This window comes from Mesobacillus jeotgali (assembly GCF_014856545.2).
Classification (GTDB): domain Bacteria; phylum Bacillota; class Bacilli; order Bacillales; family Cytobacillaceae; genus Mesobacillus.
On sequence record NZ_CP109811.1, the window covers coordinates 2166617 to 2191618 of the forward strand.

At 35.0% G+C, this 25002-nt stretch carries 19 protein-coding genes; 10 read left to right on the forward strand and 9 right to left on the reverse strand.

What is annotated here, in order from left to right; genetic code table 11:
- Positions 1 to 5 precede the first annotated feature (5 nt).
- The 7 genes from FOF60_RS10940 to FOF60_RS10970 all read left to right on the forward strand — a co-directional run bounded on the left by FOF60_RS10940 (position 6) and on the right by FOF60_RS10970 (position 5902).
- On the forward strand, positions 6 to 182 hold the full coding sequence (locus FOF60_RS10940) for a hypothetical protein (protein WP_192473720.1): 177 nt from the start codon (positions 6 to 8) through the stop codon (positions 180 to 182).
- Positions 182 to 2179, forward strand: a complete 1998-nt coding sequence (locus FOF60_RS10945; protein WP_192473721.1) for an AAA family ATPase — start codon at positions 182 to 184, stop codon at positions 2177 to 2179. Before FOF60_RS10940 ends, FOF60_RS10945 begins: the two co-directional genes overlap by 1 nt.
- Positions 2172 to 2636: a DNA phosphorothioation-associated protein 4 gene (locus tag FOF60_RS10950; protein WP_192473722.1), complete on the forward strand. Its 465-nt coding sequence runs from the start codon at positions 2172 to 2174 to the stop codon at positions 2634 to 2636. The genes FOF60_RS10945 and FOF60_RS10950 overlap by 8 nt, the downstream gene beginning before the upstream one ends.
- Positions 2637 to 2945: 309 nt before the next feature.
- Complete coding sequence (locus FOF60_RS10955) at positions 2946 to 3476, forward strand: DUF6431 domain-containing protein (RefSeq protein ID WP_225650527.1); 531 nt, start codon at positions 2946 to 2948, stop codon at positions 3474 to 3476.
- 44 nt (positions 3477 to 3520) lie between these two features.
- On the forward strand, positions 3521 to 4876 hold the full coding sequence (locus tag FOF60_RS10960; protein WP_192473827.1) for a DDE-type integrase/transposase/recombinase: 1356 nt from the start codon (positions 3521 to 3523) through the stop codon (positions 4874 to 4876).
- Complete coding sequence (locus tag FOF60_RS10965) at positions 4869 to 5669, forward strand: ExeA family protein (protein WP_192473828.1); 801 nt, start codon at positions 4869 to 4871, stop codon at positions 5667 to 5669. The genes FOF60_RS10960 and FOF60_RS10965 overlap by 8 nt, the downstream gene beginning before the upstream one ends.
- Positions 5666 to 5902 carry a DUF5348 domain-containing protein gene (locus FOF60_RS10970; RefSeq protein WP_192473829.1) on the forward strand — a complete coding sequence of 79 codons (237 nt, stop codon included), beginning with the start codon at positions 5666 to 5668 and terminating at the stop codon, positions 5900 to 5902. The genes FOF60_RS10965 and FOF60_RS10970 overlap by 4 nt, the downstream gene beginning before the upstream one ends.
- Positions 5903 to 6007: 105 nt before the next feature.
- Here the strand turns inward: FOF60_RS10970 and FOF60_RS10975 are convergent, their stop codons facing one another.
- From FOF60_RS10975 to dndB, 7 genes are all read right to left on the reverse strand, one after another.
- Positions 6008 to 6967 carry a hypothetical protein gene (locus FOF60_RS10975; protein ID WP_192473145.1) on the reverse strand — a complete coding sequence of 320 codons (960 nt, stop codon included), beginning with the start codon at positions 6965 to 6967 and terminating at the stop codon, positions 6008 to 6010.
- 17 nt (positions 6968 to 6984) lie between these two features.
- Entirely contained in the window at positions 6985 to 7149 is a 165-nt protein-coding gene (locus FOF60_RS10980) for a hypothetical protein (protein ID WP_192473146.1), read from the reverse strand.
- Between the two features lie 83 nt (positions 7150 to 7232).
- Positions 7233 to 8351, reverse strand: a complete 1119-nt coding sequence (locus FOF60_RS10985; RefSeq protein WP_192473147.1) for a cysteine desulfurase family protein — start codon at positions 8349 to 8351, stop codon at positions 7233 to 7235.
- 8 nt (positions 8352 to 8359) lie between these two features.
- Positions 8360 to 8731, reverse strand: a complete 372-nt coding sequence (locus tag FOF60_RS10990; protein ID WP_192473148.1) for a DndE family protein — start codon at positions 8729 to 8731, stop codon at positions 8360 to 8362.
- On the reverse strand, positions 8728 to 10713 hold the full coding sequence (gene dndD / locus FOF60_RS10995; protein ID WP_192473149.1) for a DNA sulfur modification protein DndD: 1986 nt from the start codon (positions 10711 to 10713) through the stop codon (positions 8728 to 8730). Before dndD (FOF60_RS10995) ends, FOF60_RS10990 begins: the two co-directional genes overlap by 4 nt.
- A 21-nt stretch (positions 10714 to 10734) precedes the next feature.
- Positions 10735 to 12327, reverse strand: a complete 1593-nt coding sequence (gene dndC, locus FOF60_RS11000; RefSeq protein WP_192473150.1) for a DNA phosphorothioation system sulfurtransferase DndC — start codon at positions 12325 to 12327, stop codon at positions 10735 to 10737.
- A 1-nt stretch (position 12328) separates the two neighbouring features.
- Positions 12329 to 13426: a DNA sulfur modification protein DndB gene (gene dndB / locus FOF60_RS11005; protein ID WP_192473151.1), complete on the reverse strand. Its 1098-nt coding sequence runs from the start codon at positions 13424 to 13426 to the stop codon at positions 12329 to 12331.
- A 204-nt stretch (positions 13427 to 13630) separates the two neighbouring features.
- Here dndB and dptF point away from each other — a divergent pair, with 204 nt between their 5' ends.
- From dptF to dptH, 3 genes are read left to right on the forward strand one after another with little or no spacing between them, the layout of a single operon-like run.
- The gene (gene dptF, locus FOF60_RS11010) at positions 13631 to 15934 is read left to right on the forward strand and encodes a DNA phosphorothioation-dependent restriction protein DptF (RefSeq protein WP_192473152.1); all 2304 of its coding nucleotides are present in this window, start codon (positions 13631 to 13633) and stop codon (positions 15932 to 15934) included.
- An 8-nt stretch (positions 15935 to 15942) separates the two neighbouring features.
- On the forward strand, positions 15943 to 17361 hold the full coding sequence (dptG, locus tag FOF60_RS11015; RefSeq protein ID WP_192473153.1) for a DNA phosphorothioation-dependent restriction protein DptG: 1419 nt from the start codon (positions 15943 to 15945) through the stop codon (positions 17359 to 17361).
- Positions 17342 to 22576 carry a DNA phosphorothioation-dependent restriction protein DptH gene (gene dptH, locus FOF60_RS11020; protein WP_192473154.1) on the forward strand — a complete coding sequence of 1745 codons (5235 nt, stop codon included), beginning with the start codon at positions 17342 to 17344 and terminating at the stop codon, positions 22574 to 22576. The genes dptG and dptH overlap by 20 nt, the downstream gene beginning before the upstream one ends.
- Positions 22577 to 22612: 36 nt before the next feature.
- Here the strand turns inward: dptH and FOF60_RS11025 are convergent, their stop codons facing one another.
- Both FOF60_RS11025 and dndD (FOF60_RS11030) read right to left on the reverse strand, forming a co-directional pair.
- Positions 22613 to 22978 (reverse strand): DndE family protein, encoded by a 366-nt coding sequence (locus FOF60_RS11025; protein WP_192473155.1) that lies wholly within the window; start codon positions 22976 to 22978, stop codon positions 22613 to 22615.
- Positions 22979 to 22982: 4 nt separating this feature from the next.
- A complete protein-coding gene (dndD, locus tag FOF60_RS11030) occupies positions 22983 to 24998 on the reverse strand; it encodes a DNA sulfur modification protein DndD (protein WP_192473156.1) in 2016 nt (671 codons plus the stop codon).
- Positions 24999 to 25002: the final 4 nt, after the last annotated feature.

The following is a 25002-nucleotide window of genomic DNA, read 5'->3' on the forward strand; positions in this document are numbered from 1 at the left end:
TATCCATGCAAAATGAAAAGGAAATGTTACAAGGCATTCTTTCTAAGTTACCTGAAGAAAACCTTTTAATCCTTAGGGAAATATTGCAGTCTGAAAAAGAGCTATTGCATAGAAAAAATCTTCAGGGAACTACGATTGTTAGTGATATTGTTAATATTATAAAAGAAAGAGTGAACGATTAATGTTATTGGAGTCAATTACTTTAGAAAACTTCAGGCAGTATTTTGGACGGCAAGTTATTGAGTTTTCCCAATCCTCGTCAAGAAATGTAACTGTCATTCATGGTGAAAACGGTTCAGGGAAAACAGCCCTTTTAAACGCTTTTAACTGGTGCCTATACGAGAAACTCGACTTACCTAATCCAGAACATATTATTAATGAGTATGCATTAGAAACTGCATCTGTAGGAGGTGTGGTAACCTCAAAGGTGATCTTGAGATTTTCGGATAACGAAAAAAAATACATACTTACTCGAATGATTCACGCTAATAAAACGAATACAGGAATGTATCTTTCTGAACCTGAAACAATTTTAGAGTTTAAAAATAATGGGCAAAGTGAATCAATACAAAACCCAACTATTGAAATTAACAGAATTATTCCTGAGAACCTACGCTCTTATTTCTTTTTTGATGGAGAAAGAATTGATAACCTTTCCAAAGAGGAAGGGACGGATGACATAAAAGATGCAATCAAAACAATGATGGGTCTTGAAGTTCTTGAAAGGGCAAAAAAACATACTGAAACTGCAAGAAGAAGATTCTTAGATGAAATGAAAAAATTTGGTGACGCCGAAACAGTTCATTTAATAGATCAAGAAATGAAACTCGAAAATGAAAAGGAAAAAATACAAGAAGAATTAAAACAGCGAAATGACAATCTTAAGATTCTTGAGAAGCAAATTAAGGAAAAAGAAAATAGATTGAAACAAATTGAAGGTGCGAAATACTTACAGGAAAGAAGAGATCAAAAAAATGACGAACTTGCTCGTGTTCGTAATGATTTAAAATTCAAAAGAAAAGAAATTACAGACATAATGAGCAAAAAAGGCTATTTAGCTTTTAGCTTTTCGCCTATGCAAGAAGCTCAAAGTAAATTAGATAATTATAATGGTGGGTCTAATAAGGTAGTTACTGGATTAACTTCAAGTTTTATCAATGAACTTTTAGCTAGTGGAAACTGTATTTGCGGGGAGAAGTTAGAAAAGGGTTCTTCCCATTATGCTCACGTAGAAGAGCTACTTAATTATCTTGCTCCAATAAGCTTGGATGCTGCAATTACAAATTACAAATCAGATGTTAAGATTCTTGATTTAAGTAGAAAACAACTGTTTCAAGATTTGAAAAGGCTTAAAGAAGAAGAGAGTAATTATAAGGCTCAAGAGAGAAAACTTGATGAAGAGATACAAGAGATTAGTGCAAACTTATCGGAAAAGGATTCCGAAGAAATAGTTGAAATCGAAAATGCACGTTTAAAATTAATTACCCAGAAGAGTGAAACAGATAGGGAAATTGGTAAACTCCAATCTCAATTAGAGAAAATAGAAATGGAAATTTCTAAGATTAGAAGTGATCGTGAGAAAATAGAGAAAAGGGCTGATAAAGTCAATTTGGCTCAAAAAAGAATAGATGTATGTGAAAGTTTAGTAAAAGCAATGGAGGAGATTTATACTGTTCGTGAAAAAATCGTTAAATCTAATCTTCAGGAAAGAATAGCCAATGTATACTCTCAATTTTTACGCAAAGACTATAAAATTAACTTAAATGAGAATTATGAATTGAATGTACTAAATGCAAATAATAAAGTTGTTGGCATGTCTCAAGGTGAGCGACAAATTACAAGTCTAAGTTTTATTGGCGCTATTGTTGATATAGCACGTGAACAACATAAGAAAGAGAATAAAAATGCATTTGAAGATGGTGGAATATATCCATTGGTTATGGATTCTCCATTTGGTGCTCTTGATTCTGACCATAGGGAAAGGATTGCTAAGGGTATTCATAAATTAGCCGATCAAGTTGTTGTCATTGTCTCTACTTCTCAATGGAGAGGTGAAGTAGAAGAACAAATGAAGAACTTAATTGGAAAAGAATATAATCTACAATATAATGACCCAAGAATTAACAAGGATAAACCATATGAGTATACAGAGGTCATAGAGGTGAAAAAAGGTGTATAACAGAAGGATAAGAAGACCAAAAGAACAAGAGGATATGTATCGTGAATTAACCGATAGTAATGAATTTGGGTTTTTCTCAACTTATAAGGATGTTTTTATGGCTGCAGGCCTAATAGGTTTTATAAATCAAAAGAGAGTACCTTTTAAAGGTAGCTTAGAAGGAATACACTGGAATGTCTTTAACCAAGATACTGATGAGGCAGTAATAAACGCTGTAGCCTTAGCCGATTCTGGTGAAGTAAATGTAATAAATACTGACGAAGACACATTTGAGGAAAAAATATTGATTTTTGAAGAATATGCTGCTGCTGGAGTTGAAATTCTTCATAAAATGCTAATGGAATCCCCTAAATTAGCGCTAGACACATATTTTGCCTATTTAATGTCAATGGAAGAACATTTAACAACAAAAGAAAGGAACCTAAAGGCAATTGCTGACTTAATAGATTTTGATTAGACTGACCAGGAGGATAACTCCTGGTCTTAGTCTTTTAGGAAATCTAAAAGAGCGTTTGCAATAACTTTTGATTTACTCAGGCCCACTTTTTCTGAGTAAATTGTTTTTGACATCCTTAAATTTCCGAAAGTTGACGGTATTGCCTGTCCAGAATTAGTCGATTATAATGTCCGTATATAATTCGAAACATTTCGACATTTATTCTGGAGAAAGGAAAAGACGTCCCCCATAATGTATAACTGCGCCAACAGTTATACAGGAGACGTCCCACAAAAAAGTATATGGTTATTGTATCAGATTATCAGCTGATTGAAAACACTCTTACTGGAGTTTTTAGTTAGGGGTGCGGGGAGGATCCCTTCCCCTTGCTGTGGTAAAGACATGTTGGTTAGAGGTACAAAGAATCGAAAAGCCAAGGATCATACAGGTCAGAGTAAAACATATAACATCCGAAGAATGCAGTGCACCAATTGTCAGACCATCCATCATGAACTTCCAGATTTATTGATTCCTTATAAACGCTATGAGGCTGAATGTATCGAAGACGTTCTTACGAACCCATCCACCCACATTGTTGCTGCCGAAGATTCCACTCTTTCAAGATGGCACGGTTGGTTTCATCAATTAATGGATTATTGGATCGGCTGTTTGAACTCCATCATGATCAGGACCAACCAGGGAAAGATCCCCCAGGATGTTACGTCCAAATGTTCAGGGACCGCACTTCAAAGGATAGGACGCTTGGTAGGAGATGCCAATGGATGGCTGACAAGAATTGTCCGGCCCATCGCAAATATAAATTTATGGTTACACACCCGTTCCGCATTCATTGTCCAATAGAACCTGATTTACACTCGTGATAGACACAGAGAGGAGAATGTATCATGAGTGATCATAAGAAATCAGAAGAATTGGCAGTGCAGCGTTTTCAGCTGATATCCCCTTTATTGGCAGAGGGGCTTGACGCTGGGAAAGTAAAGGAGTTAAGAGACCAGATAGCGAAGGCTAGCGGTCTTTCTGAAAGAACCATCAGGCGATATTTGGCTCAATTTCAGGTAGATGGGTTTGGAGGACTAAAGCCGCAAGGAAGAAAAGGTGCTCAAAAGTCTGAGGCTATCCCTCCTCATTTATTGGAACAGGCAATCCTTCTGCGTAAGGAAGTGCCGAGCCGGAGCGTGGCTCAAATCATACAGATACTCGAGTGGGAAGGGTTGGCTGAACCAGGGCAGATCAAAAGGTCAACGCTCCAGGAAAAGCTCACTGAAAAAGGTTACAGCACACGGCATATGCGACTCTACTCCCAGACAGGAGTAGCTGCCAGGAGATTTCAGAAGCGACATCGCAACCAACTCTGGCAATCAGATATCAAGTATGGCCCTTACCTGCCAATTGGTCCGAATGGAATGAAGAAACAAGTATATCTTGTCGCCTTTATCGACGACGCCACCAGATTTGTGCTTCACGCAGCTTTCTACCCTACTTTGGATTCAAGGATCATTGAAGATGCCTTTCGGCAGGCCATACAAAAGTATGGTGTTCCAGAAGCTGTTTATTTTGATAATGGAAAGCAATATCGAACCAAATGGATGTCGCGTACCTGCTCAAAAATAGGCACCCGCCTTACATACACAAGGCCATACTCAGCTGAATCAAAAGGGAAAATTGAACGCTTTAACAGAGTAATAGATTCATTCATAAGTGAGGCTGTCATCGAAAAACCCAATACACTTGATCGTCTGAATGAGCTTTTCCAAGTGTGGCTGACAGAGTGTTATCAGAATAAGCCTCATTCTGCACTTGGGGAGAAAATCAGCCCGGAAACGGCATTTCGTTCAGATAAGAAAGCGATTCGGTTCATCGATCCGGATACGTTGAGTAATGCATTTCTCCATTGTGAAACGAGGAAAGTTGATAAATCAGGATGCATCAGTTTCATGGATCAAAAATATGAGGTGGGCCTGACATTCATTGGACGACAGGTTGAAGTTGTTTATGACCCTGCGAATATCGAGGAGCTAACCATTGAGTTCGAGGGTCATATTCCATGGAAAGCCAAGAAGCTGGTCATTGGGGAAAGAGCTGGGAAGCGTCCTGCATTACCTGAGCACCTGCAGGTGCAGGATGTAGAATCTTCAAGACTATTAAAGGCAGCTGAACGAAAGAACCAGGAACGTCAAACTGAACAGAAACCTGCCGTGACCTTCCGTGCCGTTTGGAAGGAGGATGATTCTCGTGTTTGAAGCCTTCTATGAAATGGATTACACACCTTTCGCCAGAGATCTTCCGACTGATCAATTGTATGATTCCTCGATGATGCAAGAAATCCTTGGAAGGCTGAAGTACACAGCTGAAAGACAGCTTTTCGCCGTTCTGAGTGGGGATAGTGGTACTGGAAAGACTACGACCATCCGTAAGTTTGTGGACAAATTGGATAAAAGGAAATTCCATATCCTTTACCTGTCTGACTCTAAGTTAACACCTCGGCATTTTTACAAAGGTCTTCTGGAACAGTTAGGCTCCGAAGCGAAGTTTTACCGGGGAGATGCAAAACGGCAGCTTCATCGTGAGATTGAATTAATGAAAGGCATACGAGGGCTACAACCTGTGGTGGTAGTGGATGAAGCCCATCTTCTGGACCGTGAAATGCTTGAAGAGGTTCGTTTCCTACTGAACTTCAAAATGGATTCGCAAAGCCCGATGGCGCTTATCCTTGTCGGTCAAAGTGAATTATGGGATCGACTTCGGCTCCAATCATACGCAGCCATACGCCAAAGAATCGATATCCAATTTCAGCTAGGACATCTCGATCGTGCCCAAGTTGAAGAATATGTTTCTAGGCACCTTCGTTATGCCGGAGTTGACCAACCAATATTCTCTGACGGGGCTCTCGATGAAATCCATCGGTTTTCTGGTGGTGCCGCAAGGCTCATAGATAAACTCTGCACGCATAGTCTACTCTATGGCTCACAAAATGGCCGAAGGATCATTGACGACCATATGATCAAGCAAGTCATCCAGGGTGAACTTTCATGAAAAGCCGTTGGAAAGAAATGAATTACAATGAAGAGTTGGATTGTTGGGTTGTATTTTGGGGGGACAATGCTGGTTATAAGATGCGATGTGGAGAATGGTTTGATCTTCATCTAGGTAATGGCAAGACTCTTTCCTGCCGTCTGGAACTGGGTAGGGATTGGTATATTTTCACTGGTCGTAACGACGTAAAGTTCTATCTTAAGAAAAACGAGACGTACCAAGTTGACTTGTAAAATCGTTGGGAAGCAGGAAAACTGCCTCCCTTTTCATTTTGGACAGGAAATCCGTCAGTTTTCGGACAATTAGTACCATCAATTTCCGGACATTGTAGAACGTCATTAACAGTAAATCTCTAATTTCTTTAAAATAGGAGATTCAATAAAGATATTTATTTGTTTTAACCTGGAGTCGGATTTTGTTTGCGATTCTTGAGTCCAGAATCCAATTATTTCTTTTAAAATCTTAATATCTTCAACTGAAAGATCGTTGTCTTCCTGTGTCTTTATTAATGCTTTTTTTTCTATATCAGCTTCACTTGAAGCTGTTTCTGCTTTTAAGTGGGCATGTTCTAAATTGATTTCATCTTGTTTTTCTAATTGACCGTACTCAAGATTAATTATGTTATCTTTATTAAGACCATTACTAACTTTTTCATCAATAGAATTTGTTTTTGTTTCTAAAACAGTATTTTGTTTGTGATCACTCAAATATTTAAGTGTTTCTAGTGTTCTAGAATCAAATCCTTTCTTTCTTAATTCTTCGATGGTTATTAATCCATTTTTAATATCTAAGCTTAACTGGTCAACAAGTTCTTTTCTTTCTTTAGTTGTCCAAACTTGAAAAAGAGGATCATATCTGTAATTCGCATTTTTTAGTGAAAGACGGAGACTTGCGGGTGTAACTTCAAATTTTTCGGCAACCTCTTTTAAAGGTTTTCCGGTATTCAAATCTTCCACAATAAGAATTAATCCTTTTTTATTACTTGAAGCTTTGATGTCCCAAACTTTTAGAGAAAAATTATATTCATATTGATATTTATCAAGCAGTTTTTCAACCATGGATACAAAACGTAATCTCTCTTTGTTTCCCCTTAAATATTTTCCTGATAAATCATATATGGTATTTCCTTTGTTTAGGTGTGATACTAAATCATGACAAAGCTGCTCTTCATCTAGAGTAGACCAAAAATTCATAAAGGAATAAAATTTATAGTTGTTAGAGAGTAATAACTCCTCTAATTTTCCATATGCAAGATTAAAATGTTTTTCAATCTTACTAGGATCTACTCCCTGGTTCAATAACTCTACATAGTAATCTAAATTACCATTCTTCTTGTTAATTGTTCTATCTTATTAGCTCTTTGTGCTTCAATATCTTCAGCTATATTTTCGCTATTAAGATTACTACTTTTAGTATGTACAGATGATTTCTCTGTTTTACGATTATCAATAAAGTCATTAACCAAATCTACAATATCCATATAGAATCTCCTTAAAGAAATTTATTGAATTTTAAAATTATCTCACTTGATAATATTATAGGGGCTATTAGCCCCTATATAAATTATAATTCACGGAAAATATTTAGGTCATCTCTGGAAATAAACGTAGACAAGGAAAACCTTACAGTTGACCTTAATTCTTCAATTGATAGACCAATTGCTTCTAAAACATGAGATGGTTTACTGGAACTGCAAGCCGATCCGGTTGATGCTGCGATAAACGGAGAGAGCGATTTTAATAGAACCTCGTTGTTGGTACCCTTAAATTGAACGCTGATTACACCAGGTATTTTATTATCACGATCATTGTTATAGAGAATATTGTTGCCGAATTTATCAGATAGAATAGTTGTTAAATATTCTTCTAGTTGTTTTAGCTTTTTAATATTTTCTCTCAAATTCTTCTTAGCAAGTTTGGCAGCTATTCCTAATCCAACTATATTATGAACGGCTAAAGTACCGCTGCGTAGGCTATTTTCTTGTCCGCCACCATGTAATAAGGGAGTTAACTTGGTTAATATATCATACTGGTCTTTGCGGATGAAAGTAGCACCAATTCCTTTTGGGCCATGAAATTTATGAGCTGAGATCGACAGGAAGGTTAATCCAGGATAATTTTCAAGACTGAAATTTACTTTTCCAACAATTTGTGTTGCATCACTATGAAGGAAAATGTTATTTTCATAGCAAATATTCGATATTGACATCATATCATTCAAGGAACCCAATTCATTATTTCCCCATATTATAGATATAAGAATTGTTTCGTTTTTGATTTCTCTTCTTAACTCTTCCAAATTAATTCTTCCAAATTGATCCACATCTAGGTATGAAACCTTATATCCCTTTGTTTCTAGGTATCTGCAAGTCTCTAACACTGAAGGATGCTCAACTTTTGTAGTAATAATATGATTACCTTTTGACTGATAATAATCAGCAACACCTTTTATAACCATATTATTACTCTCGGTTGAACCACTAGTAAAAATCAATTCAGAAGGGGAGCAGCCAAGTAAAGAAGCAAGAGAAGATCTTGCTTCTTTTACTGCCTTTTTGGCGTTTTCCGCTACGGAATAATATTTGCTCGATGGATTACCAAACTCTTCCATTATATAAGGGAGCATTGCATCTTTTACTTCAGGATGAACCTGAGTTGTAGCACTATTGTCAAGGTAAAGCATTAAAACACCTACTTATCTATCTTTAGTAAGTTAACTAGCAGCTTTTCATAATTTCCTGCGTGCTTATATTCATTTTCTAGGAGTGTAATGCCTCTTTCTAGGTGGGCATTAAACAAATCTGGAAAATACTCTTCATCCGGGACATTTCGTTTAGCATGCTGGCGAATAATTGCCTTATAAGTATAATCATGTTCTCCAGTCATAACATTTCTCGGGATTTCTATTCCATTTTTATTAAAAACAGGTTCTGGAAGAGAAGGAATTCTCAGAGATAGAGCCACCGATATCCTGGAAAGAATATTCCAAGTTAATCCTGTGTATGATTGCAAAGCCACTAATTTCTCTCCGGTTTCTTTAGAAGTTTTTAATCGGAAATTCATTTGCTCACCTCCAGCTGCTTAAAAGGAAAGTATTGATTTAATACAGCCGTTTCATGGCCTTCTACATTAAATTCAAGCATATATTCTTTAGCAGTAAAAGGTGCTAGTAAATTGTAATGATGTTCATCAATTTCAGAATCGGTGGAAAGTATAATAGCTTGTTTGCCGCTATAGGGAATAAATTCTGTGAGAACAGCTGCCTTATGTGTCTTATCAAGTCTACCCAGCAATGTATCGAATATAAAAGGAACCTTTCTGCCGGAACATTTAAAGATTGCCCAAATCAATGAAATTAAGAGAATTTCTTTTTCTCCTGCTGAAAGCGTAGACTTCTCGATTTGATCCTTATGTGCATCAAACAATTTTACATCATAGGTTACATGATCAATTGTTAAAGAAGTTATATAATCATTCTTCCTAAAGATTTTCTTGAGCATTTTAGAAGCCTCTATTTGAACTTCTTGCAGTTTTTTCTTTAACTGGATTTCTCTGAACTTCCGGCTGAAATCTATTATTTTTTGAGACTGTAAGAAAGAGCTTTCCGTTTTATCGCGATCTTTTAAGATGGCCTGCAGTCTTTCCTTTGAGTTTAAAGTCAATTCTAATTCTTTTTGGATACCATTTAACTCGGATTCCAATTGCTCAATCCTTACTTGGATATCATGCAAGGAGTATTGCAGAGTTTCCATGTTTTGAATCATAGAACTAAACTCTGTTGTGCTATCGTTTATTGACAATTTATCCTTAAGGGTACGTATTTTTTCAAGTTTTACTTTGTTCTCTTCTATTTGACCTAATGCCTGCTCATTGGAATCTGAATTTATTGTTAAGAAAATATTTTCAATTAAACTGCTCTCAGAAAAAGATGCACCATGGATCTGTATAGTATCAGTATCCGGTTTTACCAGATTAAGGATTTCATTTCTCATCTTACTTTGGGTATCCAAATCTTCTAACTTAGCGACTTTATTAACAGCTTGGCTAAATGCATCGATAGAAAGTCTCTCGTTCAACTGTTTGAATAATTGCATTGATTCTTCAGCTTTTAGCTGTTCCCTAGTTTCAGCTACTATTTCTTTAGCTAAATAAAAAGGTAGTAGGGAAGAGACAAAATCTTTTATCTTATCCATATTTTGCTTACGTTCAGATTCAATCCTATTAATTTGTTTCAAAAGATCTTCTCTTTCTGTTTTAACAAGGCCGCCAAATTTCTCGAAGTCATTTTTTTCTTTATTGTATGCAACCTGATATTCTTCTTGATCCTTCAATAGATTGTCTCTGTTATTAATAATCTGAGATACCTTGTCTCGAAGTAGCTTTTCTTTTTCAACTAAATCAAATAACTCCTTTTCAAATCCATCCATTTTCTTAACATCTAAAGATTGATTAGCATAAGTTTCTAAGTCAGTCTCTAATGCTTCAAAAAGGTCTAGATTAAAAACCACTTTAGATAGGTTTCTTAGGTAACCCGATAATAAATTTTCATTAACTATTCTTGAAATTTCTTCACCATCAAATAAACACAAATCTAGTAGGTGAGGGGGCATGATTTCTTTTAATCTGGATAAAAATAACTCCTTATCATATTCGCTATAGTGCTTTCCTTTAGCTACTATTTCAAAGGTTTCTTTTATCCCAGTTTGGGTTAGTTTCCAATGACGATAGAAAGTGTAATCAGTTTTTTCGAAATTATCGATAAGAGAGAAATCAAGCTTGATTCTAAAATTATTTTCACCAAGTTTTTTTGCATTGTTATTTAAAATGCCTTTAACCTTTTTATAGTATTCTGCATTTTCACTTTTGTAACCAAAGCCATAAGAGCCAAACAATCCAAGTTTAATAGCATTTAACAGTGTTGTTTTTCCTGCTCCATTTTCTCCGCCTATAAGAATTACATTCTTGTCATCAACGGGGCGGATATCAATAGTATTTGTGCCTCGATAAGCACCTATGTTAGTTAATTGAACTTCATTAATAATCATTGTGGACCCTCATTTTCTAAATCATAAATGTAAGTAATCTTGCTTTAAGGCCTTACCTATTTCATCCATAAGTCCTCTTCTGACCTTATAACCAGAAAAGTCTTTTTCTATCGATATTAATTGTTTAATAACCTTTATATCAACTTTGTATTGATCAGCCAAAAGTTCTAAATCAGAAACTTGGTCCTTATCAAAAAGCGGACGATCATCCATTTCCCAATCAATAGAATAGCCCATAATTTCTTGGAAAATCATTGGTATACGATCTTCCCAATCCCCATGCTTAAACCAAATTTTTCTGATCGCCTTTAGCTCCTCAATACTGATTAATTCATGGTTTGGATCACTAGGATGGCTTAGATTTTTCTGTACTTTTAACAGGTTTCTAAGTATTTCTTCCCTTGCTTCCATGGTGAATGGTCCCAAACCAAGTTGTGCATGCTTAGTAACAACTTCACCATCTAAAGTTTCTTCCTCATATTTCACTAAAATCATATAATCATCAGGCGAACTAAGATCTATCTTATTTCTAGAGATGTATTCTCTAAGTTGATCTTTAGAGACAATTTCATATTCACTAAGAGGTATGAGCTTTTTTTCACGTCCAGCTTTTTTAGGTATTAGTACGTGATCGACACCCTCAATTTCCTCGATTTTAACTTCTTTATAATATATCTGACCTTTGTTTCTATACTTCATTCGTTTAGTTCGATCATCTCTAATTAGAGTAAGCCAATTTCTGAAATCCAATAATGGTTTCATCCAGTCATGTCCGCTTTGGATAAATCCGCTCAATGCCTTATCTTCATTGACTACAGTACAAACCCAGCATCCAAAACGGCTGTTTCCGCAAGATCCGGCTGATTCTTTTATTGTCTTATCCACTACCAATGGACATTCACCACTGCTAGAATCCTGATATAGTCTGTGTAATTCATGATTATCATCACCCCAAGGAGAAGGGAAGTTCAATAAGTAATCCCATACATCATCTAATGTGAAGCTTCTTATTGGTGCATAAACATAAGCATTAGATAATGTGGAATGTCTCATAAAAGTTTTTCCTTCAACTGTGTGCGAGCGAATGACATTGCCTCTAGTAGCACTTTCATCCTCTCGTACACCTAGAACCATGATCACTTCTCCAAATGAGGAGACTTTATCCATTATAAATTGGTTCGCAGGGTCGATCTTAAGACGGTCGGTACACCATCTAAATTGCTGGTTTGGGGTAGGGTAGCCTTTACCGATAATATTCACCCAAAATGATTGTTCAAATTCAGGTTTTACTTTATGCGTTTCGATCGGCAAATTTCTATTTAGCGCTTCTTCTTGAATTCTTCTTAACGTCTGGTTAATAGAATTTATAATTAAAGGTGTTTCAACTAGTGTATCAGAGGAGATTACATAAACTTTTTTATGCAGTTCTTCACTGTCCATCTCAGTTAGGGCTTCAAATACTAATTGTACAACCACAGTGGAGTCTTTCCCACCACTGTATCCAACCACCCAAGGTCGATTATCTTCTTTATAAGCTGCTTTAATTCTTTCTTTTGCTTCCTCTATATGAGGGTTGTTTTTAGATAAAAGATTACTAATGATGCCGTTAGCCATGTTAAACTACTCCTTGAAAAAATTTATCTTCCAGTGCCTGTTCAGCTTCAGTTAGTGGCAGGCCAATTAATTGTTTAATTTTATTTGAGGTTAGTTGAATTGTATAAGAAGTTTTTTGAATCCGGCCATTGTGATTAAAAGCTCGACCGAGCCAGTCTTGGTTATTACTTCTATTCCAATCAATCTTGGATAGCATATTTAAATATTTTGGCAAGTCTTGTTCGTGATACCTTCTTAAATAATTTCCAACAATGCCAAGTGCTTCAATAAATACACCGTGTCCAACAATATAGGTTTCTCTTAATTCTTTCGGTGACAACTCTTTAGACAACACGTGATTCCATTCTTTAATAGAATCACATAAGACAGACCAAAACAACCTTAGGAAATCTTCATCTTCTTGGGTTATTTGATCACCCTTAGATTTACCCAACAATTTAAGGTTGGTATTAAAGATGTGATTCAAAGCCAAAATCTTGGGTGAGTTTTTCGAAAGAGAAACTCTTTCCTTGTCCGTATACCTATTTAGTAATGGGGTGGTTAGGATGATATCCTTTGTCAACAATGACAACCGATCTCTATGATCATATAAAATACCAATAGATGATGTAGTATTCACAGCATGTCTATTTAAATCTGAAAAAATTTGTTGTGATTTTCTTAAGCCTTCATCATGGAAAAATACAACGGAGATTGTTTCATTCCCTAATTCAGGAGAAATCTTTAAAGCCTCTTCAATTGCTGCTCTTCTATGCTGTCCGTCATTGATTAGAAATCTAGCATCCAGAGCAATTCTTAACTGACCTAGATCCTTGGCAGATGGGTCATTAATGAAAGGAACAAAGCTTAAGTCACCATCAACAGAAGCTGTGATAGAAGAAAAGACGTAATCTTTTTGATTATCGACTATGTAATTTGTTAATTCTGGTATACGAGCCTTATTTAAAATTCTTTGGGCTCTATGCTCAGGAGGAATTTCTTCTTCATCAAAAAGAAAGATCTTAGGAATAATCCTCAAAGGGCACATAGCAACAAAATATTCTTTTCCAGCCTGGATTCCTCTAATGGCAGGAAAGTTGTAACTAAACGTAGCATCCATTTTACCGCCTCCGTATTTACGTACGTAATTTTATGTTTTTATTATAAAACTAATCTGTTGTACAAGCAATAAAAAAGACGAACCTTTATTCGTGTTGGAATTGGCAACCAATTGTAAAAATCTTGATCAAACCATAAGGCTTAGGCTAAAGAATGTGCTAAAATCATTTATATAAGAAGAAATGATTCATTCGGAGGGTAATAAATGAGTTCCAATGAAGTGTATTTATTAAGTTTTCTTGAAGATTCGATCCCGGCTGCTGCCTACAGCGCGAAGAAAATGGAAGAACTAATATTCGAAGATGCTAGCAGTTCGATCATTAAAGGTAGATTATTTGCTGAAGAAATCCTATCTGAAGTTTTTAAAATAGAGAAACTAGAAGTTCCTTATCAATCTTCACTTTACGATAAGATCAATATACTTACTAGAGAAGAAATTATTAATAGGGATATACAGCAGGCATTTGATACGATCCGGCTATCCGGAAACAAAGCTGCGCATAATGCAAACTTTAATGATATCACTGAAGCTTTTAAGTTACATAAAGAGATGTATAAAGTGGGTGTATGGTTTGTCGAAGTTTATTCTTCAGGTCAGCTTAAGATCCCGCCATACGAAGCACCAAAACCAAAGAATAAGGTGCCCCAAAAAGAGGAATTTACTGAATTAATCAACAAACAGATCTTAGAATTGTTGGGTTTAGGAAAGCTTGATAACGTTCAGAAAGCTAATGTCGTCAATAAGGACCCTAAGGAAACAGAAACAATAAAGGATGGAAAATCACCCGAGACACTAATCAAGAAAGATCTTGCTCAAGGAGAAAGCTACTTAATGAGAGAATTGAGAAGGTTAAAAGAATCTTCTCAGGAAGCGATTGAAAATGCTAACCACTTTAGTTCATTTAAAGACTATATGCACGTAGATCGCAAAATTCAATTAGACCTAGAAGAAATTCTAGAACGAAACAAAGGGATAGAAAAAGGAAGCTTGATATTACTCTGTGGTAGTGTCGGTGACGGAAAGTCGCACTTGCTTGCCTACCTAAAAGAGAAAAAACCAGAATTGATCAGTGATTATAAAATATTTAATGATGCAACCGAAAGTTTTTCACCGAACAAAAATTCCATTGAAACACTGGAAGAGGTTTTAAGTGGTTTTTCAGATGAGAACTTGGAGTATTCTAATGACAAGATTATATTAGCAATCAATATGGGAGTCTTAAATAACTTTATTCATTCAACCCATGAAAAGCATTCATATTATTCACTTAAGGCCTTTGTAGAACGCAGTGAGCTTTTTACTCAGAACATAACAACTCATTATTCAGAGGGTTCTTTAAGCTTATTGAGTTTTGCTGATTATCATACATATGAATTAACAGAAACTGGGGCCCGATCATCCTTCTTCTCCTGTTTGTTGGAGAAGTTATTAAATAAGTCGGATCAAAACCCTTTTTACGTGGCATTAAAAGAGGATCAGAAAAATTACATCGAAAATATTGTTCATGTAAATTATAAATTTTTACAAAATCAATTTGTCCAAGATCAAATTGTCCAGCTTGTAACTCAAACCATCGTTAAGAAAAAGTTAGTCATTTCTGCAAGAGCATTTCTTAATTTTATCTCTGATATATTGGTCCCTGACAATGTAAACAGGATAGAAATACTAAGTGATTTTGAAGTGTTAAATCATTCGCTGCCTACACTATTGTTTAACCGAAGAGAGAGGTCTTCTATTCTGAATGCAATGAGCGAGCTAGATCCGATTCATTGTAGATCCGTTCATATTGATCAATTAATCATTAAATTGAATACCTTAGGTGACTGGGGAGGGCCAATTTCAGAATATGTTAATGACGTGATTGGGCTTAATTGGTTAACACCATTTATGACTAGAAGTGACCTAACTGAACACTCATTCACTCTATTTTTCGAGTCATTAATTAGGATTGCATTCCTTTCCAATAAAGATTTTGCAGCTAATATCTCAGATCAAGACTATAAGGATTACATTGAAAATCTTTATTCCTTTAATGTGGTTAAAATGAAGAAAATAAGTCATTTTTATGAAGAGATACTGTCGGCCATCTTTAAATGGAAGGGAAGTCCTAAAAAAGACTATATTTACCTAAGTAAACCGTCAGATAAATATCGATTGGCACAAAAATTGAAGCCTAAACCTACTGTTGAGCATTTATCACCGAATACAAATGAAGTTCTGGATACCTTTAAGTCTTCCATTGTAATCGGCTATAACAACGGAAACAGTGAAAATAATCTATTTATAGAAATTGATTTTCAATTGTATTCTTTATTAAAGAAAGTCGTAGCCGGATACAGGCCGAATAAGAGAGACGAAGAGGATGCAATTAAATTCATGGAATTCATGGAAAAACTAATGGAATTCGGAGAGAAGAAAGAAGAAATGCTCATTCATTTCCCGAGGGATAATAAGTTTTACATGGTTAAACGTGATAGTTTTGGCGCGTTTGCTTTTGAAAGGGAGTAGAACATAAAATGGTTCAAACTTTAAAAAGAGATGATTTAAAAGAGTTATTATATAGTAAGAAAAAACACGACCAGGGTAAAGCTTTAGATGCCTTACCTTTTTTGTCTAAGCGGACAGGGGCCATAAGAAGTCAATTTAATAAGCTACTTGGAGAGTTTACAAGGAATGTTAGTGGGGTCAAATATAATGAAAAAGCTATAGCAAAGCAAGATTTCTATCATTCTGAAGATGAGAATGAATTGAGTGAGCACATAGCAAGTACCATTGATTGGGATGATGATGAGGAAGCTGCCGGTGATTTCGTTAGATTTCTTGATCAGTTTCTCTTTAATCAAGAAGATTTACGTCCCATCCATCCATTTTTATTCAATTATATTCAGTTAGATAAAAAACTTAAAAATGAGTTTGGGAAGTATACTCAGTTTATGAACGAGGTATTAGTTGGAGACAATAGTGACATAAAAGATGTCTTCAATAATAAGGAAGCAGATGATGTATTAACCGAACTTATTCTTGAAAAAATGGGGAATCTTGAAGAGAAAAACAATAAAAGACCTAAAGAACAGTATGTCTCCATTCTTAGTTCATTAGTTAAACAATATCAGGAAGATCTAGTTTATTTGAGCAGGTATAAAGATTATTTTCTAACTTCGTTTCCACTTCTAACGCATTACTATGTCTTTATGTATGCTTGTCAGCTTCTAATAAAATTTGAGCAGTTTACAGATGCTGACTATAATCAAACACAGCCATTGTATTTCTCGTTAGATTGGGAATCAATTACCAAAAGGAGAAAACCTGCCGACGATCTTGAAGGATATAAGTTCATCAAGGAACATGCAATAAATTTATTCCCTCATATCCATACTATCTCTCACTTAAGTCACAATGACTTTAATATGACTAATTATGATGAGGTTGATCAAGTAAACTTTACGCCTTATGCCGAACTCTATAAGAAGATCCAGGAAAAAGGGCCTGAATATGAGGAAGCATTCTTAAAAGATCTTAAGCTGTGGATTGCTGATTACTCTGAATGGGCTAAGATAAAGGTCGAGGATCGTTCGGAAACAGTTCCAGATGCATTTAAGGTACTCTTTTCTTGTTTAAGAGAGGGTATGAGTACTACAGTATGTGACAAGTATGGGAAAAACATTGACGATTTGGGCGCGAATCAATTTTTGAAAAATCGTGGTGCTTTAGGACCGATTCTTAACGTAAAACACGATTTTCTACTTCTTTTAACAGCTGTATCAGTAAAAGATAAAAGAATTCCTTTAAACGATCTTTTCGTTGAATTTGAAAAAAGGGGAGTTAAGTTCGACCGTTATTCCAAGAAGGAGATATTAACATTATTTGATAAACAGAACCTTCTTGATAAAAAAAGTGATAGTGGTGATGCACAATATGTCAAACCAATTTTATAAATATATTTCTACATTGCTTGTAAATTATTTCAGGGATACAGGCGTTAATGATGGGGATCGATACTATTTACAACTAGATCGAGATAGTGATGTCAAGAATCTGGTAGAAAGCTTAAAGTTAATCCAAGGCACTAAAAGGTTTAATTATAAGCATGAACTTGGTGAAGAATATGTAACATTTTCAATCCCTTTCGGTTCGGTACAGTTGGTTATTGCTTATACTTCTAACAATGTTACACCAGACTTTTTAGTCACCTTAAGGAATCTGGTAGGAGAACAAGAAGGAGTCTGGAAAAATACAGCCTTGTTAAGTATTGTGTCTGAGCAATTGGATTCAATACAGGGTGGAAGCAGTGATTTGCAAAAGGAAGGAATGCCTTTACATCCAAACTCCTTATTCAATAATTTAAAGACCGAAATTGAAAATAGTGTTATACCTAAGGTTGATCAGATCATTTTATTAGATAATCTGGAAAACCTGATGAAAGATCAAGCTTTTCAACAAATAACCTTTTTTGAGTTTGAGGATATTTTCTCAACTTTACAAAAAGGGTCAATAGGTAATGATGAATATTCCAAATTTGGTCTTTTTAAAGATCCGGACCTTAGTACTTTTAAGGGGAAAGATCAAAAGGAAAGATTGAAAGAAAATAGAGAACTATATGACTTTGTACGAAAAGTTCATGATCTTGGTTTAGGAGAAGAGGAACTCGAAAAGCGTTTCACTTCTGAAGGTGCAAAAGAACTTCAAGGTGAACGATGGAAGGATATTGAATATCCTAAGGTAAATAAATTTAAAGTTGTCGAGAAGAAGAAAAAAATCGAGTATTCAGGCCTGAACATTAAAGGTAAATTGAAGGTATGGAATCGCCCACAAAAAGAAACAGCAGCAGGAAAAAGAAAAAGACATATTGTAATTTTTACTGGTGACGAAAATAATTCAATTGATCTCGATATCAGTTTTAATTTATTTGGCGAAATAAAAAGCCTTTCTAAAGAGTATTTAAATTATCCGAAAAACTCTAATGGTATTGAAATAAATGTTAAGAATAAAAATATTGGTGTAAGACTTACACCGATCCAAAATGAGGTTACTTTTCACAAGTTTTCTTACAAGCATGAAAAGAAAGCTTCTTTAGGAACAGAATTTTTCATAGCATTAATACCTATTAATCCATTATATATTGATTCATTTAAATCAAGCTATTTAGTCAATGTCGATAGCGGATTTTTAGAAATTCAGTTTGATGCAGATGAATTTAGTTTTGGGGATGGATTTGAAAATAAGAAAGTGGAAATCAGAAGTGATAAGGAGAAACATTCTCTTACACAAGATATGAAGCTAACTGTCATTCCTTTACCGGAAGCATACAATGACAATGATGAATTAAGCTTGTATATAGAGTTTGATCAAGTGACCCTTCCTTTTTTACTGAAAAATGAATTGCCTGATTCAATGCCTATTACAGGTCAAAGAATTTGGAAACTGATAAGAGAGACTGGTAAAGATATTCAGTGGATTAAAGAAAACAATAGACTGATATTGGAAAACAGAGAATTTTATTTCCATCCTGAATATCGTAATTTTTTTGAATGGGAAGACCTTTGGGTAGAAGAGGGTATGAGATTTGCAATTTTTGAATCAGATGAATTAAAAAGTACTGATATTAAGTTAAATGATGATTTAAGAGAAGCTTATAGCAGATTTGTTACCTACTTTAAAATAAGAAATTCAATTCCGAGTCTCTGTACAATAACTGAAGAATACAGGGCTAGAGCTTTAGAATATATTAATGAATACCAAAAAGCGATCAACGATTTTCAGAGTGGAGTGCCTGCAGGGAGCAAAGGTGTAGATTTATTTAGTCTAGGAACTATTCACGCAAACGGACAAATTTATTTTTCTCCTTTCCACCCGTTGATGGTTGCATTTAAATTAAAATTATATGAACTACTGGAAGGTGAAGAAATAGAAAACAGTATATTAAATAGGTTAAGCCCTGATGCATTAATACCTTTTCTTTACGAAAAAAATCATTTATATAAACCAGATCATCAACAAGCTGCCATGGAATGGTTATGCTTTAAGCCTGTAAATAGAGTATCTGTATCAGATGCCAATTTATATCTAGCAAAAGTGGTTAATGATAAAATCTCTCAGTTTAAAGAGCATTTCGCTTATTTATTTATTCAAAAGTCCATGGCCCCACTACAAATCAATGTAATTAATATCTCCAATGATAAGGAGGTTTTGAGAGGGATCCTTCAGTGGATGATCAAGGAAATTGAAAGCGGTGGAAAGGAAAGCCTAAAACCTATTGAAATCACACTATATAATGATGATGATTTTGAAAGTTCCTTTGATCTTTACTCACGAACTGAAACTGTCAGCGAATTTGAAACGAATTTCAATGTTAAGCTTAAAGTGAAAGACCTTGATGAAGATGAAGTATTAAGAACAATTCGTGAGAGATTGTTCTACTTTAAGCAAAAATCGTTAAATGATTTTAGATACGCACATATTTCTTTTTATAAGATGCATGCACAAGAGAAACACGCTGTACAGCCTATGAAGGATATGACAACAGGTATAGCGATAGATGGTTTATATGCAAGTGTTCCATCAATGAAAGACGAAGAAAACTACAAAAGTGGTTTTGGTACAAAAAATTACACACTTGATGACCAGAATTACTTAGCATGTACTTCCTTCTTGGTCAATGAGTTAGCTGCAAACCTTCGAAATGGCGGCCATGATAGCTATAGAAAGGGAGAAGCAATTTTTTCAAGAACAACAACTGCGGATGAAGAGCTGCTAAAAAACATCTTTAACTCTTCTTACTGGGTAACATTCGTAGACCCATCAATGGATTTGGAGTTTTTTGATAAATTTGATGAAAACCTGGTTGTAATTCACTATAGTGATCAATATTCCTCATCAAGTAGATATGATGCAATAACAGTTACGGATAAATCAAATCAGTATTATGCAGTAATTAAAGAATTCCTCAAAAACAAAGATATAAAAGGAACCGATGATAATGTCTTTAATACGATAAAGGCTTTTAATACCTTTAACGGAGAATGGCTGTTACGGATTATTGGGAGCAAAGGTCATTTTGATCGAGAAAAATTGAGTATTATTTCTGCAATAAAGTATTCGGTGTCGTATTTTGACCATCCGAATATTCTGTGGGTACCTATTTCTTTGGAAGAAATACTTAGGGTTGCAGGTGCAGTAAGTCTAAATAAATCTGAGGGTGTATTTACCGCTAAAAATTTAGGCGTCAAAGGGAGCCATAGTGACGATCTTCTATTGTTAGGTTTGGAGAATTACAATGGGGAAGTCTCATTGCATTTCTATCCGGTTGAAGTAAAGATTGGTATAAATAAAGGGGAAGTCTTAGATAAAGCGAGAAAACAAGTTCAGAAAACCTCCGAATTGCTATACAACACTCTTACCGGGGAAAACGCAAATTCCTTTACAGCCAAGTTTTATCGTAACTTCTTTGCTCAATTGTTAATTGCGAATGCCTATAAGCTTCATTCAAGCGAATTTTGGAATGAAAAGAGCTATGAGTTGACTTCTGACGTCATCGAAAAGCTCCTTAAGGATGACTATAAAATTACAAGTACATTCCGAGACTATATCGGAATGGGTGCGATCTTGTCATTTCAGAAAAATGCTTATCATAGAAGTGCCCAACTTGAGGATGGCATCCAGTTATTAAACTTAACAGAAAATGATGGTTATGAAGGTTTGATTATTCCAATTAATACAATGAGAAATTGGATCCAAAACGAGCCTAATGACTTTGTTAAAGAAGATATGTTATCAGTGAAATACCGAGCTGGAGAAACGATTATAGAAACAGAAACTGAAGAGAAGCTTTTAGTTACTGGTAACATTCATGAGGAATATGAAACTACGAATGGGGATTCGACGGGAAAGAAAATTAAATTAGATGATAGAGAAACTGAAGATGTCCATGAGCAAGAACAGGATGGAGATGAAGAAGAGACCGGGGGCACTGTCGAAACTTCAGATAGTACAGTTAATAGAGAAGATTTTAATCAAGAAAAAGCTGAGTCATTGGAAAAATTGCGGATTAAAATTGGTAAAGCAGAAAATTCAAATAAAGAAATTTTCTGGGAATATGGAAATAAAGGGCTTGCTAACAGGCATTTGCTGATTTCAGGAAAATCTGGTCAAGGGAAGACATACTTTATGCAGTGTCTTCTCCTAGAGAAATCTAAAATGGGTATTCCAAGTATAGTGATTGATTATACTGAAGGATTTCTTCCAAACCAGTTAGAACCAGAATTTGTTGAATACCTTGGTAACAAAATAACACAAAAAATTGTGTATAGTGAGAAGCTTCCTATTAACCCTTTCCAAAAGAACCAAAGAGATATAGGTGGAATCCAACTTCCTGAATCTGACACCGATGTGGCAGAGAGAATTAAGAGTGTATTCGCTGCTGTTTATAAGTCTCTGGGAATTCAGCAACAAAATGCCATTTATGAAGCTGTTTTAAACGGGTTAAACAAGTATGGAGAACATATGGATCTTTCTAAACTAAAAGAGACATTAGAAGAAGATGGATCTTCCTATGCTAAAACTGCATTGTCTCAAATCAGACCTTTAATTGATAGAAATCCATTTAACAATGATCAATCTTTTAGTTGGAAAGATATTGTTGATAGTAATGGGCAGGTATATATTATTCAATTAACTGGTTTTCCTAGGGATGTCCAACTTATGATTACAGAATTTATCCTGTGGGACCTATGGAACTATTCAGTTAGATTTGGAAATAAAAACAAACCGATGCCAGTTATTATGGATGAAGCACAAAATTTGGATCATACAGAAAAGTCCCCATCAGCAAGAATTCTGACTGAGGGGAGAAAGTTTGGTTGGTCTGCATGGTATGCGACTCAATTCCTGAAATCTCAATTGGATTCTGACGAACTGGCAAGATTACAAAATTCTTCAGAGAAAATTTATTTTTCTCCTCCTGAACAGGAGCTGTCTACAATTGCATCTAGTTTATCCAAGGATCCTCAGGATAAAAAGTATTGGGAAAATAAGTTGGCCACCTTAAGAAAGGGACAATGTATAGTTCATGGACCTATACAAACAGAAAATGGTACGTTATCGACTCCTACAGTAACAGTAGTTGATATATCACCTCTGACAGAAAGAATATAAAACAAAAATCCCACCGGATTAACGGTGGGATTTTTGTTATAGAATTGCCAATCTAAAGTCTTCCATTGATGTTTTGTTTTGGTGAATTTCCCTAAGAATACGCAATCCTTTTTCAATGAATAACAGCATATGTTTATGCAATTCATCATCATTCAATGGTCTGTTTATTTCGCTTACTATTAAGTGTTTATATAAGAGAAACTCTTTATCTTTAATGATATTATCTGGAATAGTCCATTTTTTCCCGCTCTGGAACTCATCAGAAATTGGTCCATTTGCCATGGCAATTCCTTTTGCAAGTGCAATTTTAACTGCCATCGGCCGTTCTATTTCCATAATGTCAGCAATTAAATCGAGTATTTCTTTACCTTCTTCTGATAATTGCATTCTTCGATTAGACATTCGATCACCTTCTTACAAATTCAAAATATCCATCACGCACAATGGTGTATTTTTTAGATTCATTATAGTCTAGCATGTATTGCTTGTATGAGTTTTCCTCCATTAAGGCTACATACTCTTCAGTTATTTCCGTATCTGTTGATAAGATGATCACTTGGTCGCTTAGTTCTTTATAATAATGGTTGATCAAGTGATTCCTATGATAACTATCCAGGCGGCCTAATGGAGTATCAATAACCATCGGCAAGGACAAGTCAGAAGCTTTAGTTAATGCCCATATTAACGCTGATGAAATCATTTGCATTTCACCAGCTGATCGTTCATGAACACTGATCTCCTGCATTCGATCGTTAAAGAGGCGGATGGTATAGGTATCAACGTCAAATTCGATCTTTCCGAATTCATCTTGTTTTCTAAATAGCTTCTTCAACATAAAGGCAAATTGCTCTTTAATAAAGGCTGCCTTCATATCAACTACTTCAGAGATATATTGGCTCATTGAATTAATTGTTTTGGAAACATTCTCTAATTGAGTCTGAACTTCTTCGAGATTTTCATCCTGGCTAGAGAGGCGAGAAGCTTTGTTCATTAAATTACTTCTCTCTTCAACAGCAGTTCTATGTTTACTATTAACAATCTTAAGCCTGTTATCTATAACACCAACTTTTTTAACCAGTACATCAATCTTTTCGTTTTCCTTGTCAATATTAACAGCTTCCGGCGCATTTCTGATTTCAGTCTCAAGGGAAATCAATTCTTGCTGTGATTTTTCTATCTTATTGATGAGATTAGTTAGTTCAAGTTTATTCTTGATTGGCAAATTCATTAAATAATTGTACTCACTATTTGTTAAATCATGAACTTCTGTGAAATCCTCAGGAATTGCATACCTAATATGGTTCTCTCTAATCCAAACATCTTCTCCCAATTTCTTAATTTGTTTAATTTGATCCTCTGAAAGGGGAGGAGTAATACTCTTGCTGAGAAGTTGACTTATAAAGTTACGATAAGGCTCTAAAGAAGCATTTTGCAAAATACGTTTATGGCTTATTTCATTTTCGTACTTTAACTGCTTCTTTAGTTTGCTAATTTTTTGACCTAATAAAATATAAATCATGTTGTTATTTAGGAAATTGTTAAGTTCCTTAGTTGCTAACTCAAGTTCAGTAGTCAGTCTGGATTGTCTTTGAATAAACACTTCACGAGATTTAGAGTTTAGTGATATTTTATTATTCCGCTGGTTCCTGGCTTCCTTAATAAGACTGTCTATTTTCCTTTTTTCATTTAAATAATTATCTCTTTTTTCTTCTAAGTCTTTAATTGTTGTATCTAATTTATCTTTTTCGAGTTTAATGTTACTCAATGCAGACTTGCTTACTGCTCTTGCTAATTTATTCTCTAATGAAGCTTTTAAGGATTTGAGATCATCTAGTAACTGTTTGTAAGCTTCCATACCAGTTATTTTTTGAATTGCTTCCTTCATTTCGTTGCTATTTTGACGAAGTATAATATCTTTTATTTCCTCACCATCAAAGATGAAGAAAGGAGCAGCATGATAAGGAATAATCCGATCAATGAACTTATTGAATACTTCGATATTATCGATCCTTGCATGTTTTGTTTTACTAAATGAGGATTTTTTAACTTTAAGTTCTCGCTCCTCATGTGTCATTCGCTTATATTGGTCAAAAAACCATTTAACACGAAGATCCCATTCTTCCCCAGAATCCGTCTCTAAAATTAGAGAAACAGAGCACTCTCGGCCACCTTCACTGAAAAATGTATTATTAATTACATTGGAAAATAATCGTTTATATTCAGTATCACTTAAGCCTCTTTTACCAAACAAAACATAAAGGATTGCTTTCAGTATCGTAGTCTTACCGGCACCATTAAGTCCGCCAAGGAGAATAATATTTTTCCCTTCTTGCTCACGGACATCCTTTGGAATATAGAGGTCAATTTCTTGGTGACCGTAGTATGTCTTATAACTATCAAATATAAGTTTTTTTATTAACATAATC

Bases quoted from the DNA above. Each gene is read 5' to 3' on its own strand.
- dndC (WP_192473150.1), bottom strand. From the start codon at position 12,327: ATGGCTAACGGCATCATTAGTAATCTTTTATCTAAAAACAACCCTCAT.
- FOF60_RS10980 (WP_192473146.1), bottom strand. From the start codon at position 7,149: ATGGATATTGTAGATTTGGTTAATGACTTTATTGATAATCGTAAAACA.
- dndD (WP_192473149.1), bottom strand. From the start codon at position 10,713: ATGATTATTAATGAAGTTCAATTAACTAACATAGGTGCTTATCGAGGC.
- FOF60_RS10970 (WP_192473829.1), top strand. From the start codon at position 5,666: ATGAAAAGCCGTTGGAAAGAAATGAATTACAATGAAGAGTTGGATTGT.
- FOF60_RS11025 (WP_192473155.1), bottom strand. From the start codon at position 22,978: ATGTCTAATCGAAGAATGCAATTATCAGAAGAAGGTAAAGAAATACTC.
- FOF60_RS10960 (WP_192473827.1), top strand. From the start codon at position 3,521: ATGAGTGATCATAAGAAATCAGAAGAATTGGCAGTGCAGCGTTTTCAG.
- FOF60_RS10985 (WP_192473147.1), bottom strand. From the start codon at position 8,351: ATGCTTTACCTTGACAATAGTGCTACAACTCAGGTTCATCCTGAAGTA.
- dndB (WP_192473151.1), bottom strand. From the start codon at position 13,426: ATGGATGCTACGTTTAGTTACAACTTTCCTGCCATTAGAGGAATCCAG.
- FOF60_RS10940 (WP_192473720.1), top strand. From the start codon at position 6: ATGCAAAATGAAAAGGAAATGTTACAAGGCATTCTTTCTAAGTTACCT.
- dptH (WP_192473154.1), top strand. From the start codon at position 17,342: ATGTCAAACCAATTTTATAAATATATTTCTACATTGCTTGTAAATTAT.
- dptF (WP_192473152.1), top strand. From the start codon at position 13,631: ATGAGTTCCAATGAAGTGTATTTATTAAGTTTTCTTGAAGATTCGATC.
- FOF60_RS10945 (WP_192473721.1), top strand. From the start codon at position 182: ATGTTATTGGAGTCAATTACTTTAGAAAACTTCAGGCAGTATTTTGGA.
- FOF60_RS10990 (WP_192473148.1), bottom strand. From the start codon at position 8,731: ATGAATTTCCGATTAAAAACTTCTAAAGAAACCGGAGAGAAATTAGTG.
- dptG (WP_192473153.1), top strand. From the start codon at position 15,943: ATGGTTCAAACTTTAAAAAGAGATGATTTAAAAGAGTTATTATATAGT.
- dndD (WP_192473156.1), bottom strand. From the start codon at position 24,998: ATGTTAATAAAAAAACTTATATTTGATAGTTATAAGACATACTACGGT.